Origin of the sequence: Mesorhizobium maamorense, assembly GCF_044998965.1 — a bacterium.
Lineage (GTDB): Bacteria > Pseudomonadota > Alphaproteobacteria > Rhizobiales > Rhizobiaceae > Mesorhizobium.
On the sequence record NZ_CP173356.1, the window covers coordinates 5,199,741 to 5,215,623 of the forward strand.

Here is a 15,883-nt window from a genome sequence, read left to right on the forward strand (position 1 = left end):
ACAATTCGTAAAAGCCAACCCGAACTCGGCATTGGCCATGCCGCCAGCCTCAATGCCCGCCGCTGGATTTCGCCTTCTTGCGGTTCCGCGCCAGCATGTTGAGGCCTTCGACGAGCGCCGAAAAACCCATAGCCGCGTAGATATAACCCTTGGGCACATGGTAGCCCATGCCGTCGGCGATCAGCGTCATGCCGATCATCAACAGGAAGCCCAGCGCCAGCATGACGATGCTCGGGTTCTTGGCGATGAAGTTCGCCAGCGGCGTAGCCGCCAGCATCATCACCGTAACCGCCACGATGACGGCGATGTACATGATGGCGATCTCGTCGGTCATCCCGACGGCGGTAATGATGGAATCGATGGAGAAGACAAGGTCGAGCAGCAGGATCTGGAAGATGGCGCCGGCAAGGCTCATCTGCACGGTCTCGCCCAGCATCGTGTCCTGGTGGTCGTCGGGGTCGACCGTGTGATGGATTTCCTTGGTCGCCTTCCACACCAGGAACAGGCCACCGGCGATCAGGATCAGGTCCCGCCAGGAAAAGCCATGGCCAAGGGCGGTGAAGACCGGCGCCGTCAGTTGGACGATGATCGAGATGGTGGCGAGCAGCACCAGCCGCATGACCAGCGCCGCCGAGATGCCGAGCCGGCGGGCGCGGGCTCGCTGTGCTTCCGGCAGCTTGTTGGTCAGGATCGAGATGAAGATCAGGTTGTCGATGCCGAGCACGATCTCGAGCACCACCAGGGTCAACAGCGCGACCCAGGCAGTGGGATCGGCCACGAAGGCGAAGTGCGGCGCCAGGAACTCGATAAGCTGCATGGAGGTCGTCCCCTCTACGATCTAGAGCAGTGTCGCCGGCAATTAGGTATTGAGAGCCCCTATATCAATGTCACGTCCAGAAGGACGGCGCCGTTTCCTCGAGCCGCGGTCCGCGGCGAAACGGCGCGATCTTCTCGGTCAGCCCCGTGCGGTCGGAAATATCGACGCCGACGCCGCACAAGGTCGCCGGTCCGGTCGCCGCCTCGAAACGCCCCTTCGGCACTTTCGACAGGAACCGGTTGAGCGGCTCCTCCTTGTCCATGCCCAGCGAGGAATCGTAATCGCCGCACATGCCGGCGTCGGAAATGTAACCGGTGCCGCCATTGAGGATATGGTGATCGGCGGTCGGCTGGTGGGTGTGGGTGCCGACCACGAGGCTGGCGCGACCGTCGACGAAATGCGCGAAGCACATTTTTCGGAGGTCGCCTCGGCGTGGAAGTCGATGACCACGGCATCCGCCTGCTCGCCGAGCGGACAGGCGGCAAGCTCGCGCTCGCCGGCCTGGAAGGGATCGTCGAGCTCGGGATGCATGAACACCCGGCCCATGATGTTGGCGACCAGCACACGCGCGCCGCTCCTGGCGATGTAGACGCCCGAGCCGCGCCCGGGCGTGCCCTTGGGAAAATTGGACGGGCGCAGGAAGCGCTCTTCGCGCGGCGCGAAGGCCAGCGCATCGCGCTGATCCCAGACATGGTTGCCGGTGGTGACGACATCGGCGCCGGCCGCGATGGTCTCGCGGAATATCTCTTCGGTGATGCCGAAGCCGCCGGCCGCGTTCTCGCCGTTGACGATGACGAAATCGAGCTTGAAGTCCGAGATCAGGCCCGGCAATTGCTCCCACACCGCCGTGCGGCCTGTCTTGCCGACCATGTCGCCGAGGAAGAGAAGTCTCATCTACGCCTGATCCCGAAAAGTGGCATGACTTTCGGCAAAGATCATGCATTCCAAAGAACTATCTACAATTCTGGCGCGAACCGGCGCAACCCGCTCTCGGTGAGTATTTCCGGGATGATGACGTCATGGTCCTCATTGGGAACCATCGCCACTTCCTGGCAGTCGAATGCAATGCCGATCAGCCGGGGCGCATGCCCCTTGTCGACAAGCTTGGCGATCGCACGGTCATAATAGCCCGCGCCGTAACCGATGCGGTGGCCGCGCGCGTCGAAGCCGGCGAGCGGCACCAGCATGACGGAGGGGTCAAGAACTTCGGCCTCCTCATGCGGCCCGACGGTCCCAAATCCCATATCGATCATCGGCGCGCCGCGTATCAATTCGCGAAAGACGATGGTCGTCTTGTCGAGGATCGCCGGAAGGCAGAGCCGTGCGCCCTTTTCGCGCAAGGCGAACATCAGCGGCCGGACATCGACTTCCGAGCGCAATGGCCAGAAGCCGGACACGATTTGGCCTGGCTCGATGGCAAGCTGGTCGCGCGCGGTTTCGGCCATATCGAGCGCGACTTCCACCCGCCAGAATTCATCGAGCGCATCGCGGCGGCCAAGTGCTTCCTTGCGCAGCTGTTTTTTCAGGTCTTTTGAGGATGCCATGCGCAGACGCTAGAAAAAGCCAGACCTGAATGGACGTTTTGGGAGCGACGTTTTCCATCGCATGATCCACGAAATACGTGGATGTGGCTAATAAGTGACGATCCACACAACCGGTGGAGAGGTCGATCCCGGGTGCCTACAAAGTAGGTGGGCGCCGTGTGAGAAAACCCACGGGTCTTCCCAGGGACAGCTCCCTAAGGATCGTTAAGGCCCCGGGGAAAAGTGTCTCCTGCCGGGAAGCGCAGACCGTCAGCCCCAATATAGGCCGATGCCCTCCCAAGCGCCAGAGAGTCGGCGCCAGAGAGTTGGCTCTTTCCCTGCCGGCTTCACACTTCGCCGCCGCCAACCTACCCTTGCATGGGCCAAGCCGTCTCCTTACGGTCGTCCGTACTGAACCAAGGAGCAAAAATGCGTTTCGAAGGCACGGCGGCCTACGTCGCCGACAAGGATCTGATGGTGGCGGTCAACGCGGCGATCGCGCTGGAACGACCCCTGCTGGTCAAGGGCGAGCCCGGCACCGGCAAGACGGAGCTTGCCAGGCAAGTGGCGGCGGCACTCGGGCTGGAGCTCATCGAATGGCACGTCAAATCGACGACGCGGGCGCAGCAGGGCCTCTACGAGTACGATGCCGTGTCGCGGCTGCGCGACAGCCAGCTTGGCGACATCAGGTTCAACGATATCAAGAACTACATCAAGCGCGGCAAATTGTGGGAGGCCTTCGCGGCCGGCAAGAAAGTCGTGCTTCTGATCGACGAGATCGACAAGGCCGATATCGAGTTCCCCAACGACCTCTTGCAGGAACTCGACCGGATGGAGTTCTTCGTCTACGAGACCGGCGAGACGATCCGCGCCGAAGTGAGGCCGATCGTCATCATCACCTCCAACAACGAGAAGGAACTGCCCGACGCCTTCCTGCGTCGCTGCTTCTTCCACTACATCCGCTTTCCCGACATCGAGACGCTGCACAGGATCATCGATGTGCATTATCCCGGCATCAAGCAGAACCTGGTGCGGGCGGCGCTCACTCAGTTCTACGAGATCCGCGACGTGCCGGGGCTGAAGAAGAAGCCGTCGACCTCCGAGGCGCTCGACTGGATAAGGCTGCTGGTCGCCGACGACATCGCGCCCGAGGATCTGCGCGCCGACCCGAAGAACGCGCTGCCCAAGCTGCACGGCGCGTTGCTGAAGAACGAGCAGGACGTGCATCTGTTCGAGCGGCTGGCCTTCATGGCGAGGCGGCAAGGGTGAACGAGCGCATCGGCACCCTGAGGCCGAGCCGCACAAGGCATGCTACGAGCGCATCTCGCCAGCACCCTGCGCAGGACGCCCGCTTCGCTGCTGCGGCGCGACATATTTTGGGCCGAAGATAGCAAAGCTGATGACGGCAAGAGCCAGAACGCCGATCCCGCTATAGAGCATGACCCAGCCAAAACCGTTGACCAGGGAGGCATGAACGATGGCGCCCGTCGGGTCGAGGGTCGCAAGCTTGGGCGAGTATTGCGCCAGGCCGTCGAGATTGCCGGCTGCGATCTTCTCCGCCAGGGCGCGCAGTTCGTTCGGGTCGATAGCCGTGCCGAAGGCATTGCGCAGATAAGAAACGATCCCTTGCGTCAGCAGCAGTCCCAGCACCGCGATGTTGATGGCAAGGGTGATCAGCCGCGCACTGATATCGATGCCGGACGCCATGCCGGCACGATCGGGTGACACCGAGCCGGTCGTGGTGTTGGTGGTCGGCGAATTGGTCAGGCCGATGCCGATGCCGGCGATCAGCGTGCCGGGCAGCATGGTCAGCCAGTTGCCCTCGAGCCCGGAACCTATCCACATGGCGATGAAACCGACCCCCAATGTCAACAAGCCGAGCGGGATCGCCACCCGCGCCTGATAGCGTGCCCGCAGGCGCTCGGCGATCGACGGCATCAGCATGAAAGGGAGCGTGTAGACGAGCAGCAACAGCCCGGTCGTGGTGCTGTCGTAACCGAGGACCCCCGAAAAATAGATCGGCAGATAGATGATGAACGGCCAGTAGCTGAAATTCATGCCGATGCCGCCCATGATCGCTCCCGAGAATTGGCGGATGCGGAAAACGGAGAAATCGAACATCGGATAGGGATTGATCTTCTCGGCTACGAGGAACGCGACGAAGGCCAGCACGGCCGCGCTTGCCACGCCGATGCGCGCGCCAGCGCCCAGATCGGCCCCTTGCGTGATCAGATAGGAGAAGCCGAACACCGCGAACGACAGTGTCAGTATGCCGGCCCGGTCAAGCTTCTGCGCGTTGCGATCGCGCGATTCGGTGACACCGGCGCCGATGAAAGCCAAGGCAAGAACGGCAAGCGGCACATGGATGAGGAACACCCATTGCCAACTCGACAGCGTCACAATCAATCCGCCAATGGCGGGGCCGAAGCCAAGGCCGATGCCCGAGACGACGCTCCAGGCGACGAAGGCCTTGCCGCGTTCACTGCCGTCTTGAAACTGGTGGGACAACACCGCCACGCTGCAGGTAAACATCGCTCCGCCCGCCAGGCCCTGAAGAAACCGGGCGATGATCAGCAGCGGAGCGCTCGTTGCGAGACCGCATAGCAGGGAGGCGAGGCCAAAGGCGACGGTGGTGCCCACCATCACGCGTTTGCGGCCGAGACGGTCGGCCAATGTCCCCGTCGCCATCAACACCGTGGTGCAGGCAATGGTGTAGGCATTCATGATCCATTGCAGATCCTTGAAATCAGCGCCAAGCACGGTTTCCAGTTTCGGCAGGATCACCGGGACGCTGGAGATTTCGAGGCCGAACAGCAGCGAGGCGAGGCAGACCCCCGCAAGAGCAACGGTGTTTCGGTCGATTGGAAACGTCATGTCGGTCACTTTCAGTCGGAGCATTCGGAAGTGGCTGCGAGCGTCGCTCTTCACACAGCGGTCGACATGACTTAAATGACCCCCCATCATGAAAAAAGACTATGCGTTTCTATTTCAGAAATGACAAAACGGAATGATTAGAGATGCCCAGTCTTGACGTCGATGCCGTGCGGACCTTCGTCATGGTGGCCGACCTGCAGAGCTTCACGCGTGCGGCTGCCGCGCTGGGCAGCACCCAGGCGACGATCAGCGTCAAGCTGCGTCGGCTGGAAGAGAAGCTCGGCGCGCGTCTGATCGAACGAACGCCGCGCCGCGTGGTCCTCTCGGCAAGGGGAGCGGCTTTTCTCCCGGCGGCGCGTGAATTCCTTGCCGCCCACGAACGAGCCGTCACGGAATTTTCCGACGCGCCGTGTCGGCTTGCTCTCGGCTTTGTCGATCACGTCGCCGGGCCCGAGCTGTCCATATTGATAGCCCAGTTGCATGCCCATGATCCGTCGCTCGCGCTCAACATCAGGATCGATACGAGCTCCATGCTGGAGGAGGCTTTCGATCGCGGTGAGCTCGATGCGGTGATTGTCCATCAGGAAGACGACAGCCGCCGCGGCGAAGCCTTGTCGCGCACCCATTATGGCTGGTTCGCCGCCCCGGCCTTCGAATGGCGGCCGGGAACGCCATTGCGCCTGGCGCTGCTAAGCACCGTATGCAATTGCCCTGACCGCGTGAGAGCTGTCGAGACGCTGGATAAGGCAGGCATTGCCTGGAACGAGGCTTTCGTGGGCGGCGGCGGCGCAGCCGTCAATATCGCGGTGTCGGCCGGCTTCGCCGTCGCTGCGCTCGCCTACCGTGTCGCGCCGCCCGGCCTGGTCGAGGTGGGCCGCAAACTCGGCCTGCCGCCAATTCCCCCTTCCGAGATCGTTTTGCATTCGCACAGCTTGGCGCCAAGGGCACGAGAGGCGCTGCACATGCTCGCGACCGCTTTTCGCGAGTATAATTCGCCGGCGGGATAGGCAAGGGTGTTCCTGATCCCGATTCTGTTGGTATGGATTGGGTTCCAGACCTCAGAGGGAACGAAATGGCCGAGATCACTATCCGCCCGCTCGCAGAATCCGACCACGCCGACTGGCGCAGGCTTTGGACCGCTTACCTTGCTTTCTACGAGACGAAGCTGCCCCAAGAGGTCTACGAGGTCACCTGGAAGCGCCTGTTCACGCAAGGCGAGTTCGAACCGAAGGGCTTTATCGCCGTCCTCGACGGCAAGGCTGTCGGCCTCACCCATTACCTGTACCATCGCTCTTGCTGGTCCGAGAAAAACAACTGCTACTTGCAAGATCTGTTCGCCGACCCCGAAGTGCGCGGCAAGGGGATTGGCGCTGCGCTGATCGAAGCCGTGAAGCAGGAAGCCGGCAAGATCGGCGTCAAGAATGTCTACTGGATGACGCACGAAACCAACACCACGGCGCGCAAGCTCTATGACTATGTCGCGCGCCGCACCGGCTTCATCGAATATGATCTTCTATAGATAGAAAATGTTCATCCCCTTCTTCCTCGAACTGAAGGCAGCGCGCGTTCCCGTTTCGCTCAGGGAATACCTGTTGCTGCTGGAGGGGTTGGAAGCCGGGCTGGTCGACTACGACGTCGAAGGTTTTTACTACCTCGCTCGCGCCGCGCTGGTGAAGGACGAGCGCCATATCGACCGCTTCGACCAGGTGTTCGCGCATGTCTTCAAGGGTGTGGAGGCGCTCAGCGGTCCGAATGCCGTCAACGTCGCTGATATCCCCGAGGAATGGCTGCGCCGGCTGGCCGAAAAGCACCTGACCGAGGAAGAGAAAAAGCTGGTCGCGGCGCTCGGCGGTTTCGAGAAGCTGATGGAGACGCTGAAGCAGCGGCTCGAGGAGCAGAAAGGCCGCCACCAAGGCGGCTCGAAATGGATCGGCACTGGCGGCACCTCGCCTTTCGGCGCCTATGGCTACAATCCCGAAGGCGTGCGCATCGGCCAGCATGAGAGCCGCAACCGCCGGGCCGTGAAGGTCTGGGACAGGCGCGAGTTCAGGAATTTCGACGACGCCGTCGAGCTCGGCACCCGCAACATCAAGATCGCGCTCAAGCGGCTGCGCCGCTGGGTGCGTGAAGGCGCCGAGGAGGAGTTCGACCTGCCCGGCACCATCCACGCCACCGCCGAGCACGGTTATCTCGACGTCAAGACGCGGCCAGAGCGGCGCAACGCGGTGAAGCTTTTGATGTTCTTCGATGTCGGCGGCTCGATGGACGACCACATCAGAAGCGTCGAGGAATTGTTCTCGGCCGCGCGCGCCGAATTCCGCCAGCTCGAATATTTTTATTTCCACAACTGCCTCTACGAGGGCGTGTGGAAGGACAATCGCCGCCGTCATGCCGAGACGATCCCGACCTTCGACCTCCTCCACAAATATGGACCTGACTACAAGGTGATCGTGGTCGGCGATGCCTCGATGAGCCCTTACGAGATCGCGCATCCCGGCGGCTCGGTCGAGCACTGGAATCCGGAGGCGGGCGCCGTCTGGCTCGGCCGTCTGCTGCGGCAGTGGCCGAACGCGGTATGGCTGAACCCCGAGAGCCAGAAGAACTGGGGTTTCACCCATTCGATCGCTATGATCCGCGACATGTTCGGCGGCCGCATGTTTCCGCTGACGCTGGCCGGGTTGGAAGGCGCCACCAGGCAATTGTCGCGCAAGCACTAAGCCGGGACAATGACGGGAGGTTCCATGACCTGTTTCCTCTGCCTGCAATGCGGCGTCCAGTTCGCGCAGAGCGAAGCGCCGCCTCGGCATTGTCCTATCTGCGAGGACGAGCGGCAATATGTGCGCTGGGAAGGCCAGGCCTGGATCACACCGGAAGAGCTCGCCGCCGGGCATCGGCTCGTGATGAAGGATGATGCCGGCGTTCTCGCCTTCGGCATCGAGCCGCGCTTCGCCATCGGTCAGCGGGCGCTGCTGGCGCAGACGCGGCACGGCAACGTTCTGTGGGACTGCATCTCGCTTGTGACCGACGAGGCGGTGGCCGAGATCAAGCGCCGCGGCGGCCTTGCCGCGATCGCCATCTCGCACTGCCACTACTATTCGGTGATGGTCGAATGGAGCGAGGCGTTTGGCGGCGTGCCGATCTATCTCCATGACGACGACCGGCAGTGGATCATGCGGCCGCACCCGTCGATCGTCAGTTGGCAAGGCGAGACACTGGACCTGAACCCGGCGTTGACGCTCATCCGCTGCGGCGGCCACTTTGCTGGCGGCCAGGTGCTGCACTGGAAGCGCGAAGGCGGCAATGCTCTCCTGGCCGGCGATATCTTGCAGGTGACGCCGACCCGCCGCCACGTCAGCTTCATGTACAGCTATCCCAACTACATCCCGCTCGATGCGGCCGCCGTGCGCCGCATCGCGGCCGCGCTGGAGCCCTTCACATTCGATGACATCTACGGCGCGTGGTGGAACCAGAACGTTATCGGTGGCGCGAAAGAGGCGCTGGCGGCCTCCGTTGCGCGCTATCTCACGGCGATCGCGTGAGGATTGCAGACCGCACGCTCGAAAATGCGGGCAAATCTCGTAACAAACGCCTATCTTGTTGCGAATAGACATTGCGATCAACAATGAGCCGTCAAGGCCGAGGAGTTTTCTGCATGGACACCCACACCTATCCTGTCACCCGCACCGACGCCGAATGGCGCGCCCGGCTGACGCCTGAGCAATATGCCGTCATGCGCAACCATGGCACCGAACGCCCGGGCAGCTGTGCGCTGCTTCACGAAAAGCGCGCCGGCACCTTCTTTTGCGTCGGCTGCGACCAGCCGCTGTTCGAATCCAAGCTGAAGTTCGAGAGCGGCACCGGCTGGCCGAGCTTCAACGACCCCGTTCCCGGTTCCATCGAGACCACGACCGACCGCAGCTACGGCATGGTTCGCACGGAATGCCATTGCGCTCGCTGCGGCAGCCATCTCGGCCACGTCTTCGAGGACGGCCCGCCGCCGACCGGGCTGCGCTACTGCATCAACGGCGTGGCGCTGAGATTCGAGCCGGCCTGAGCGGGGCCTCGCCAACGTTCCTGCGAAGGGCGGCCTCGGCCGCCCTTTTCGTGCAGCATTGTCAGACGACAACTGTTGCGATCAGCCAGAGCGCCGAACCCAGCATAGCAAAGGAGGCCTTGGCGCCACCGGTTCGCTCCGCCGTCCGCCAGACGGCCGAAGTCAGGAAGATGTTGTAGGGCACCGGCGCGAAATGCACCGCCAGCACAAGACCGAGCGGCATCTTCACCCCCAGCAGAATGAGCGCCGCCACGGATGATGCGATGTTGATCGCCGTGCCGAGGAGCACCATATCGCGCCAGAACAGCCGGTCGAGCCGCACCTGGCCATCCCAACGCGAGCGGAAGAAATCCGCGAGCATCGGCGGCCTATCCCTGTCCCAGAACTTCGGTGACGGCGCACTCGAACCGCGAGCATTCGGTCACCAGCCAGTCCGTCATGGCCGGCCAATTGTCCTCGGCAAAGCAGTTGACCCGCCACTGTGAATTGATGCCGAGGTTTTGTGCGCTCTGCTCCGGCCTGAGCTTCAGCCGTTCCTCGATCGCCGGCTGAAACGGCTTGAGGCGCACCCAGACGTCGGTTGCGCCAAGCTTCTCGTTACGGCCGAAGAAGACGCCGACCACATTCTCGCTGGGCGCCACATACATGGAGAGCACCAGCGCGAATTCCGGCAGCCCGCGCTGCCAGAACCAGGGCCCTCGCCTCGCCAGCCGGGTTCTTTCTTCCGGGTGACGCTCGGCAAACAGCGTCCAGAAGCCGCGTTGGCGGAACTCCGAGGCCCTTCGGCCACCGAAGTCGAACTCACTCATCGCCGACCCCGGACGTCACGAGATGCCTCGCCTTACACCATGCCGAGGGCGGCCTTGTAGAGGTCCAGGATGGACTCCTCCTCCTGGCGCTCGGCCTGGTCCTTCTTGCGCAGCCGGATGATCGCGCGCATCGCCTTGGTGTCGAAGCCGGTGCCCTTAGCCTCGGCGAACACTTCCTTGATGTCGTCGGAAATGGTCTTCTTCTCCTCCTCGAGCCGCTCGATGCGCTCGATGAAGGCACGCAACTGGCCGGCGGCAACAGTCTGGCTGGTCTCTGTGATATCGTCGGCCATGTTTTTCTCCAAAAAAATCGATGCTTCGCCGCGACTCGGCAACCGTGCCGCCGCAAATTTCTGCGGTTCGATGCCCGACCGGGGACGGCGGGTCAAGCGGTTATCGAACAGGCTGGCAGGGCTGCCGACAGAAGCCGACAGTCTGTGGCTCTCTCTTGCGAGCTCTCAACTGAAGGCGATCAGCAGGTCCTTGGCATCGATCTGGTCGCCGGCCTTGACCAGCACCTCGGCGACCGTGCCGTCACGCTCGGCATGCAGCGCCGTTTCCATCTTCATTGCTTCGATGGAAAGCAGCACGTCGCCGGCCTTGACGGCCTGGCCGGCGGCCACAGCGAGCGCCGAGACGACGCCCGGCATCGGCGCTCCGACATGCGCCTCGTTGCCGGGTTCGGCCTTGCGCCTTGCCTTGGCGGCGGACGCGCCATGCGCCCGGTCGGGCACCTTGACGCGGCGCGGCTGGCCGTTGAGTTCGAAGAACACGGTGACCATGCCCTTGTCGTCCACGTCGCCGATCGCTTGGCAGCGCACGACCAGCGTCTTGCCCTTCTCGATGTCCACGAACACCTCGTCTTCGGGCTTCATGCCGTAGAAATAGGTCGGCGTCGGCAGCACGCTGACGGGACCGTAGGTTTCCTGCGCGGCCGCGAAGTCCGAGAAGACCTTCGGATACATCAGCCAGGAAGCGAACTCGTATTCGCTGAGCTTGCGCTCGAGCTTCCGTTCGATCTCCTTGCGGCTGGCCTTGAGGTCTGCCGGCTTGAGCAGCGAGCCCGGCCGCGCCGTGATCGGCCTGTCGCCCTTCAGCACTTTCTTCTGCAGCGCCTGCGGCCAGCCGCCAGGCGACTGGCCGAGATCGCCGCGCAGCATCGAGACGACCGAGTCCGGGAAGGCGATATCCCTCGCCGGGTTCTCGACGTCGGCGACGGTGAGGTCCTGGCTGACCATCATAAGCGCCATGTCGCCGACCACCTTGGACGACGGGGTCACCTTGACGATGTCGCCGAACATCAGATTGACGTCATGATAGGTCTGCGCCACCTCGTGCCAGCGCGTCTCCAGCCCAAGCGAACGCGCCTGTTCCTTGAGGTTCGTGAACTGTCCGCCCGGCATCTCGTGCAGGTAGACTTCGGACGCCGGCCCCTTGAGGTCGCTTTCGAAGGCGGCATACTGGTTGCGCACCGCTTCCCAGTAGAAGGAGATCCTCCGAATCCATTGCGGGTCGAGCCCGGGATCGCGCTCGGTGCCCTTCAGCGCCTCGACGATAGAGCCGAGGCAGGGCTGCGAGGTGTTGCCGGAGAACGCATCCATCGCCGCGTCGATGGCGTCGACGCCGCTCTCTACCGCCGCCAGAACCGTTGCCGCTGAGAGCCCCGATGTATCTGTGTGTGGAAATGGATGGGCAGGTCTGTCGCTTCGCGCAGCGCCTTGAACAGCACGCGCGCGGCGCTCGGCTTCAACAGCCCGGCCATGTCCTTGACCGCTATGATATGGGCGCCGGCCGCCTCGAGCTCTTTCGCCAGCCCGACATAATATTTCAGGTCGTACTTCGCCCGCGTGGGATCGAGAATATCGCCGGTGTAGCAGATCGCGGCCTCGATCAGCTTGCCCTCGGCGCCGACCGCGTCCATGGCGACGCGCATGTTCTCGACCCAGTTCAGGCAGTCGAACACCCGGAACAGGTCGATGCCGCCTGATGCCGCCTGTTTGACGAAGTGCTGCACAACATTGTCGGGATAGTTGGTGTAGCCGACGCCGTTGGCGCCCCGCAGAAGCATCTGCAGCAGGAGGTTGGGCGCCGCCTCGCGTACCAGCGAGAGCCGCTCCCAGGGATCCTCGGTGAGAAAGCGCATGGCGACGTCGAAAGTGGCGCCGCCCCAGCATTCAAGCGAAAGCAACTGCGGCAGGGCACGCGCATAGGTGCCCGTTATGCCGGCGATGTCGTGCGTGCGCACACGCGTCGCCAGCAGGGATTGATGGCCGTCGCGCATCGTCGTGTCGGTGACCAGAACCTCTTTTTGCGTGCGCATCCAGGCGGCGAATTTTTCCGGACCGAGCACGTCAAGCTTCTGCTTGCTGCCGCCGGGCACATTGCCGTTGAGGTAGGGCACCACGGGTGCGGCGGCATCGGCTTTCGGCTGCGGCCGGCCGCGCGTCTCGGGATGGCCGTTGACGCTGACGTCGGCAAGATAGTTGAGCAGCTTCGTGGCGCGGTCCTGGCGCTTGACCTGCTCGAACAGCTCCGGCGTCGTGTCTATGAACTTGGTCGTGTAGGAATTGTCGGCGAAGCTCGGGTGGTTGATGATCGCTTCGAGGAAGGTCAGGTTGGTGGCCACGCCGCGGATGCGGAATTCGCGCAGCGCCCGGTTCATGCGTGCGATTGTCTCGGCCGGCGTCGGCGCCCATGCGGTCACCTTTTCCAGCAACGGGTCATAGAAGCGGGTAATGACCGCGCCCGAATAGGCGGTGCCGCCATCGAGGCGGATACCGAAGCCGGTGGCGCCGCGATAGGCAGTGATGCGGCCATAGTCCGGGATGAAATTGTGCTCGGGATCCTCGGTGGTGATGCGGCACTGCAGCGCGTGGCCGTTCAGCCTGATGTCCTTTTGTGCCGGAACGCCCGATTCCGGCGTGCCGATGGCGAAGCCGTCGAGAATGTGGATCTGCGCCTTGACGATGTCGATGCCCGTCACCTGTTCGGTGACGGTGTGCTCGACCTGGATGCGCGGATTGACCTCGATGAAATAGAACTTGCCGGTGTCGGCGTCCTGCAGGAACTCGACCGTGCCGGCGCCGATATAGCTGGTTTCGCGCGCGATCTTCAGCGCATGGCCGCACAGCTCCTGGCGCAGCTCCTCGCTGAGATAGGGCGCGGGCGCCCGCTCGACGACCTTCTGGTTGCGGCGCTGGATCGAGCAGTCGCGCTCGAACAGATGCACCGCATTGCCACTGGTATCGCCCAGGATCTGCACTTCGACATGGCGGGCGCGCTCGATCAGCTTTTCGAGATAGACCTCGTCCTTGCCGAAGGCGGCTTTCGCCTCGCGCTTGCCCTCGGTGACCTCGCGGGCGAGATCGGCCTCGGCACGGATGGCGCGCATGCCGCGGCCGCCGCCGCCCCACGAAGCCTTCAGCATCAGGGGATAGCCGATCTCCGTGGCAAGTTTCTTGACCGCCTCCATGTCGTCCGGCAACGGATCGGTGGCGGGAATGACAGGCACGCCGACCTCGATGGCCAGATTGCGCGCCGCGACCTTGTTGCCAAGCCGGCGCATCGTCTCCGGCTTGGGCCCGATGAAGGTGATCCCGGCTTCGGCGCAGGCCTCCGCGAATTCGGGGCTTTCCGAAAGCAGCCCGTAACCGGGGTGGATCGCATCGGCGCCCGACAGCCTGGCGACGCGGATCACCTCCTCGATCGAGAGATAGCTTTCGATCGGCCCCATGTCCTTGTTGAGATGCGGCCCGCGCCCGACCTGGTAGCTCTCGTCGGCCTTGAAGCGATGCAACGAATATTTGTCCTCCTCGGCCCAGATCGCCACCGTTTTGAGGCCGAGTTCATTGGCCGCGCGAAACACGCGGATGGCGATTTCGGACCGGTTGGCGACGAGGATCTTCGTGATGGCCAAGGATTGGGCTCCAGCAGCGGAAGGAAGAGCAGAAGCGCCATGATTAGCGTGAAAATGCTGCAGTGCAAACAAAATTTGACGCGCGTTTAAACCGATTTAAACCCGATTCTTCGCCTTGAGCGTGGCCCCAAACGGCTGAACATCAGTGGAAAGCCGCCGCTGTCCTCAAAACGAGGATCTTTGCCAGATAATAAACGCGCGATCGCTGCTTCCGTAAAAGAAAATGCCCGGCGCGAGGCGCCGGGCATTTCCGTGAAGTCAATGCGGACAGGCTTACATCTTCTGGACGTAGGTGTACTTGCCGTCGTCGCCCTTCTTCCACTCGTACATGACGTAGCCGGGCAGCGTCGGGTCACCCTTGGCGTCGTAGGAGAGGTCGCCGAGCACGGTCTTGAACGGACCCTTCTCGTGCAGCGCCTTGGCAACTTCCTGCGGGTCATTGGACTTGGCAGAGGTGGCTGCCTCGGCGATCGCCTGCATGGCCGCGTAGGCGTAGAGCGTGTAGGCCTCCGGCTCGAAGCCCTGCGCGCGGAACTTCTCGACCAGTTCCTTGTTGGCCGGAATCAGGCGAGGGTCCGGGCCGAACGTGTTGAGTGTGCCCGCGACCGCGTCGCCAGCGATCGAAGCCAGTTCGTTCGACACGATGCCGTCGCCGGAAACCAGCGTCGCCTTGAGGCCCTGGTCGGCCGCCTGGCGGATGATCAGGCCGGCTTCAGTGTGCAGGCCGCCCCAGTAGATGATGGAGACGCCGGCTTCCTTCATCTTGGCGATCAGCGCCGAGAAGTCCTTGTCGCCGACATTGACGCCTTCATACATGACTTCCTTCACGCCCTTGGCGTTCATAGCCTTCTTGGTCTCGTCGGCAAGGCCCTGGCCGTAGGTGGTCTTGTCGTGCACGACGGCGATCTTGGCGTCCTTGAAATTAGCCGCCAGATAACCGCCGGCGATGCCGCCCTGCTGGTCATCGCGTCCGCAGGTGCGGAACACGTTCCACAGGCCGCGCTCGGTGAACTGGGGGTTGGTCGCGGCAGGCGTGATCTCGACGATGCCGTTTTCCGCGTAGACTTCCGACGCCGGAATGGAGACGCCCGAGTTGAAGTGGCCGACCACGAACTTGACGCCGTCGCCGACGAACTTGTTGGCGACCGAGATGCCTTGCTTCGGATCGGAGACGTCGTCGCCGACTTCGAGCTTGATCTGCTCGCCGTTGATGCCGCCCGCCGCATTGATGTCGGCGACCGCCTGCTCCGCGCCCTTCTGCAACTGTGCGCCGAAGGCGGCATTCGGACCCGTGATCGGGCCAGCAACGCCGACCATTAGATCAGCCCACGCATTGCCGCTGAACGCGATCAGCGCGGTCAGGGCGACGGCGGACAAAAGTGATTTTTTCATTTAAACGCTCCCATTAACGGAGTGGGCGTGGATGAAGCTTTCATGCGATGCCCACCCTTATCGCAGAAAGCATAGTTTGCCGATTTTCAGGCACTTGTCACGCCGATTCATCCCCGAAACGGCGTTAATGATGAACGTCAACCTTTCGGTTTCCAGCTCAAGATTGAAGCTCTTTCGTAGAGCCAATTATACTGTGTCACCATCTGGTTGGTTCGTGTGTATTGATAGCCTACGAAGCCGAGGATCATCAGCACGATGGTGTCGACGACATAGTAATGGAGCGAGAACATTGTGCCGTTGAACAGCGCGTGATGGATGAAGCGGATGCCAATGCCGAGACCCAGCAGATAGGCGAACAGCTGGATGAAGCTGCGCCAGGTCTGGGCGCTGGCCTTGCCGGTCATCCATGCCGCCCAGCCGCCGAGCAGGCAGGTGACGAAGAAGAACTGCCAGATGGACGGTTCCTCGTAGAGAATGCCTTGCATGGTAAGGACTCCT

Annotated in this window: 14 protein-coding genes, 1 other RNA gene and 2 pseudogenes; 6 read left to right on the forward strand and 11 right to left on the reverse strand. The window is 62.6% G+C overall.

Going from position 1 to position 15,883, the window contains the following annotated elements; genetic code table 11:
* Positions 1–49: 49 nt before the first annotated feature.
* The 4 genes and pseudogenes from ACIU1A_RS26030 to ssrS form a co-directional block, all read right to left on the reverse strand.
* Positions 50–817 (reverse strand): TerC family protein, encoded by a 768-nt coding sequence (locus ACIU1A_RS26030; protein WP_404925594.1) that lies wholly within the window; start codon positions 815–817, stop codon positions 50–52.
* 70 nt (positions 818–887) lie between these two features.
* Positions 888–1,711 (reverse strand): annotated as a pseudogene (locus tag ACIU1A_RS26035) (YmdB family metallophosphoesterase).
* 62 nt (positions 1,712–1,773) lie between these two features.
* Entirely contained in the window at positions 1,774–2,361 is a 588-nt protein-coding gene (locus ACIU1A_RS26040; RefSeq protein ID WP_404925595.1) for a 5-formyltetrahydrofolate cyclo-ligase, read from the reverse strand.
* 95 nt (positions 2,362–2,456) lie between these two features.
* Positions 2,457–2,612, reverse strand: a non-coding RNA gene (gene ssrS, locus ACIU1A_RS26045) — 6S RNA.
* 157 nt (positions 2,613–2,769) lie between these two features.
* Between ssrS and ACIU1A_RS26050 the strand changes: the two genes are divergently transcribed.
* On the forward strand, positions 2,770–3,609 hold the full coding sequence (locus ACIU1A_RS26050; protein WP_404925596.1) for an AAA family ATPase: 840 nt from the start codon (positions 2,770–2,772) through the stop codon (positions 3,607–3,609).
* A 42-nt stretch (positions 3,610–3,651) separates the two neighbouring features.
* On the opposite strand, the gene ACIU1A_RS26055 is transcribed toward ACIU1A_RS26050, so the two are convergent.
* On the reverse strand, positions 3,652–5,214 hold the full coding sequence (locus ACIU1A_RS26055) for an MFS transporter (protein WP_404925597.1): 1,563 nt from the start codon (positions 5,212–5,214) through the stop codon (positions 3,652–3,654).
* A 143-nt stretch (positions 5,215–5,357) separates the two neighbouring features.
* Between ACIU1A_RS26055 and ACIU1A_RS26060 the strand changes: the two genes are divergently transcribed.
* The 5 genes from ACIU1A_RS26060 (at position 5,358) to msrB (ending at position 9,268) form a co-directional block, all read left to right on the forward strand.
* Positions 5,358–6,221 carry a LysR family transcriptional regulator gene (locus tag ACIU1A_RS26060; protein WP_404925598.1) on the forward strand — a complete coding sequence of 288 codons (864 nt, stop codon included), beginning with the start codon at positions 5,358–5,360 and terminating at the stop codon, positions 6,219–6,221.
* Between the two features lie 65 nt (positions 6,222–6,286).
* A complete protein-coding gene (locus ACIU1A_RS26065) occupies positions 6,287–6,733 on the forward strand; it encodes a GNAT family N-acetyltransferase (protein ID WP_404925599.1) in 447 nt (148 codons plus the stop codon).
* 7 nt (positions 6,734–6,740) lie between these two features.
* Complete coding sequence (locus ACIU1A_RS26070) at positions 6,741–7,931, forward strand: VWA domain-containing protein (RefSeq protein ID WP_140566802.1); 1,191 nt, start codon at positions 6,741–6,743, stop codon at positions 7,929–7,931.
* Positions 7,932–7,955: 24 nt separating this feature from the next.
* Positions 7,956–8,753, forward strand: a complete 798-nt coding sequence (locus tag ACIU1A_RS26075; protein WP_404925600.1) for an MBL fold metallo-hydrolase — start codon at positions 7,956–7,958, stop codon at positions 8,751–8,753.
* Between the two features lie 113 nt (positions 8,754–8,866).
* Positions 8,867–9,268, forward strand: a complete 402-nt coding sequence (msrB, locus tag ACIU1A_RS26080; protein ID WP_140525027.1) for a peptide-methionine (R)-S-oxide reductase MsrB — start codon at positions 8,867–8,869, stop codon at positions 9,266–9,268.
* A 61-nt stretch (positions 9,269–9,329) separates the two neighbouring features.
* Here the strand turns inward: msrB and ACIU1A_RS26085 are convergent, their stop codons facing one another.
* The 6 genes and pseudogenes from ACIU1A_RS26085 to ACIU1A_RS26110 all read right to left on the reverse strand — a co-directional run bounded on the left by ACIU1A_RS26085 (position 9,330) and on the right by ACIU1A_RS26110 (position 15,870).
* Positions 9,330–9,629, reverse strand: coding sequence for a hypothetical protein (locus ACIU1A_RS26085; protein ID WP_404925601.1), 300 nt, complete (start codon positions 9,627–9,629; stop codon positions 9,330–9,332).
* A 7-nt stretch (positions 9,630–9,636) separates the two neighbouring features.
* On the reverse strand, positions 9,637–10,077 hold the full coding sequence (locus tag ACIU1A_RS26090) for a hypothetical protein (protein WP_140517533.1): 441 nt from the start codon (positions 10,075–10,077) through the stop codon (positions 9,637–9,639).
* A 32-nt stretch (positions 10,078–10,109) separates the two neighbouring features.
* Positions 10,110–10,370 carry a DUF2312 domain-containing protein gene (locus ACIU1A_RS26095; protein WP_140493089.1) on the reverse strand — a complete coding sequence of 87 codons (261 nt, stop codon included), beginning with the start codon at positions 10,368–10,370 and terminating at the stop codon, positions 10,110–10,112.
* Between the two features lie 165 nt (positions 10,371–10,535).
* A pseudogene (gene pyc / locus ACIU1A_RS26100) lies at positions 10,536–13,993 on the reverse strand (pyruvate carboxylase).
* 273 nt (positions 13,994–14,266) lie between these two features.
* Complete coding sequence (locus ACIU1A_RS26105) at positions 14,267–15,385, reverse strand: branched-chain amino acid ABC transporter substrate-binding protein (RefSeq protein ID WP_140493083.1); 1,119 nt, start codon at positions 15,383–15,385, stop codon at positions 14,267–14,269.
* A gap of 137 nt (positions 15,386–15,522) precedes the next feature.
* Positions 15,523–15,870 (reverse strand): DUF6867 family protein, encoded by a 348-nt coding sequence (locus tag ACIU1A_RS26110; protein ID WP_140649965.1) that lies wholly within the window; start codon positions 15,868–15,870, stop codon positions 15,523–15,525.
* Positions 15,871–15,883 lie beyond the last annotated feature (13 nt).

Coding starts and splice junctions, on each gene's coding strand:
- ACIU1A_RS26030 (WP_404925594.1), bottom strand. CDS start 817: ATGCAGCTTATCGAGTTCCTGGCGCCGCACTTCGCCTTCGTGGCCGAT.
- ACIU1A_RS26040 (WP_404925595.1), bottom strand. CDS start 2,361: ATGGCATCCTCAAAAGACCTGAAAAAACAGCTGCGCAAGGAAGCACTT.
- ACIU1A_RS26050 (WP_404925596.1), top strand. CDS start 2,770: ATGCGTTTCGAAGGCACGGCGGCCTACGTCGCCGACAAGGATCTGATG.
- ACIU1A_RS26055 (WP_404925597.1), bottom strand. CDS start 5,214: ATGACGTTTCCAATCGACCGAAACACCGTTGCTCTTGCGGGGGTCTGC.
- ACIU1A_RS26060 (WP_404925598.1), top strand. CDS start 5,358: ATGCCCAGTCTTGACGTCGATGCCGTGCGGACCTTCGTCATGGTGGCC.
- ACIU1A_RS26065 (WP_404925599.1), top strand. CDS start 6,287: ATGGCCGAGATCACTATCCGCCCGCTCGCAGAATCCGACCACGCCGAC.
- ACIU1A_RS26070 (WP_140566802.1), top strand. CDS start 6,741: ATGTTCATCCCCTTCTTCCTCGAACTGAAGGCAGCGCGCGTTCCCGTT.
- ACIU1A_RS26075 (WP_404925600.1), top strand. CDS start 7,956: ATGACCTGTTTCCTCTGCCTGCAATGCGGCGTCCAGTTCGCGCAGAGC.
- msrB (WP_140525027.1), top strand. CDS start 8,867: ATGGACACCCACACCTATCCTGTCACCCGCACCGACGCCGAATGGCGC.
- ACIU1A_RS26085 (WP_404925601.1), bottom strand. CDS start 9,629: ATGCTCGCGGATTTCTTCCGCTCGCGTTGGGATGGCCAGGTGCGGCTC.
- ACIU1A_RS26090 (WP_140517533.1), bottom strand. CDS start 10,077: ATGAGTGAGTTCGACTTCGGTGGCCGAAGGGCCTCGGAGTTCCGCCAA.
- ACIU1A_RS26095 (WP_140493089.1), bottom strand. CDS start 10,370: ATGGCCGACGATATCACAGAGACCAGCCAGACTGTTGCCGCCGGCCAG.
- ACIU1A_RS26105 (WP_140493083.1), bottom strand. CDS start 15,385: ATGAAAAAATCACTTTTGTCCGCCGTCGCCCTGACCGCGCTGATCGCG.
- ACIU1A_RS26110 (WP_140649965.1), bottom strand. CDS start 15,870: ATGCAAGGCATTCTCTACGAGGAACCGTCCATCTGGCAGTTCTTCTTC.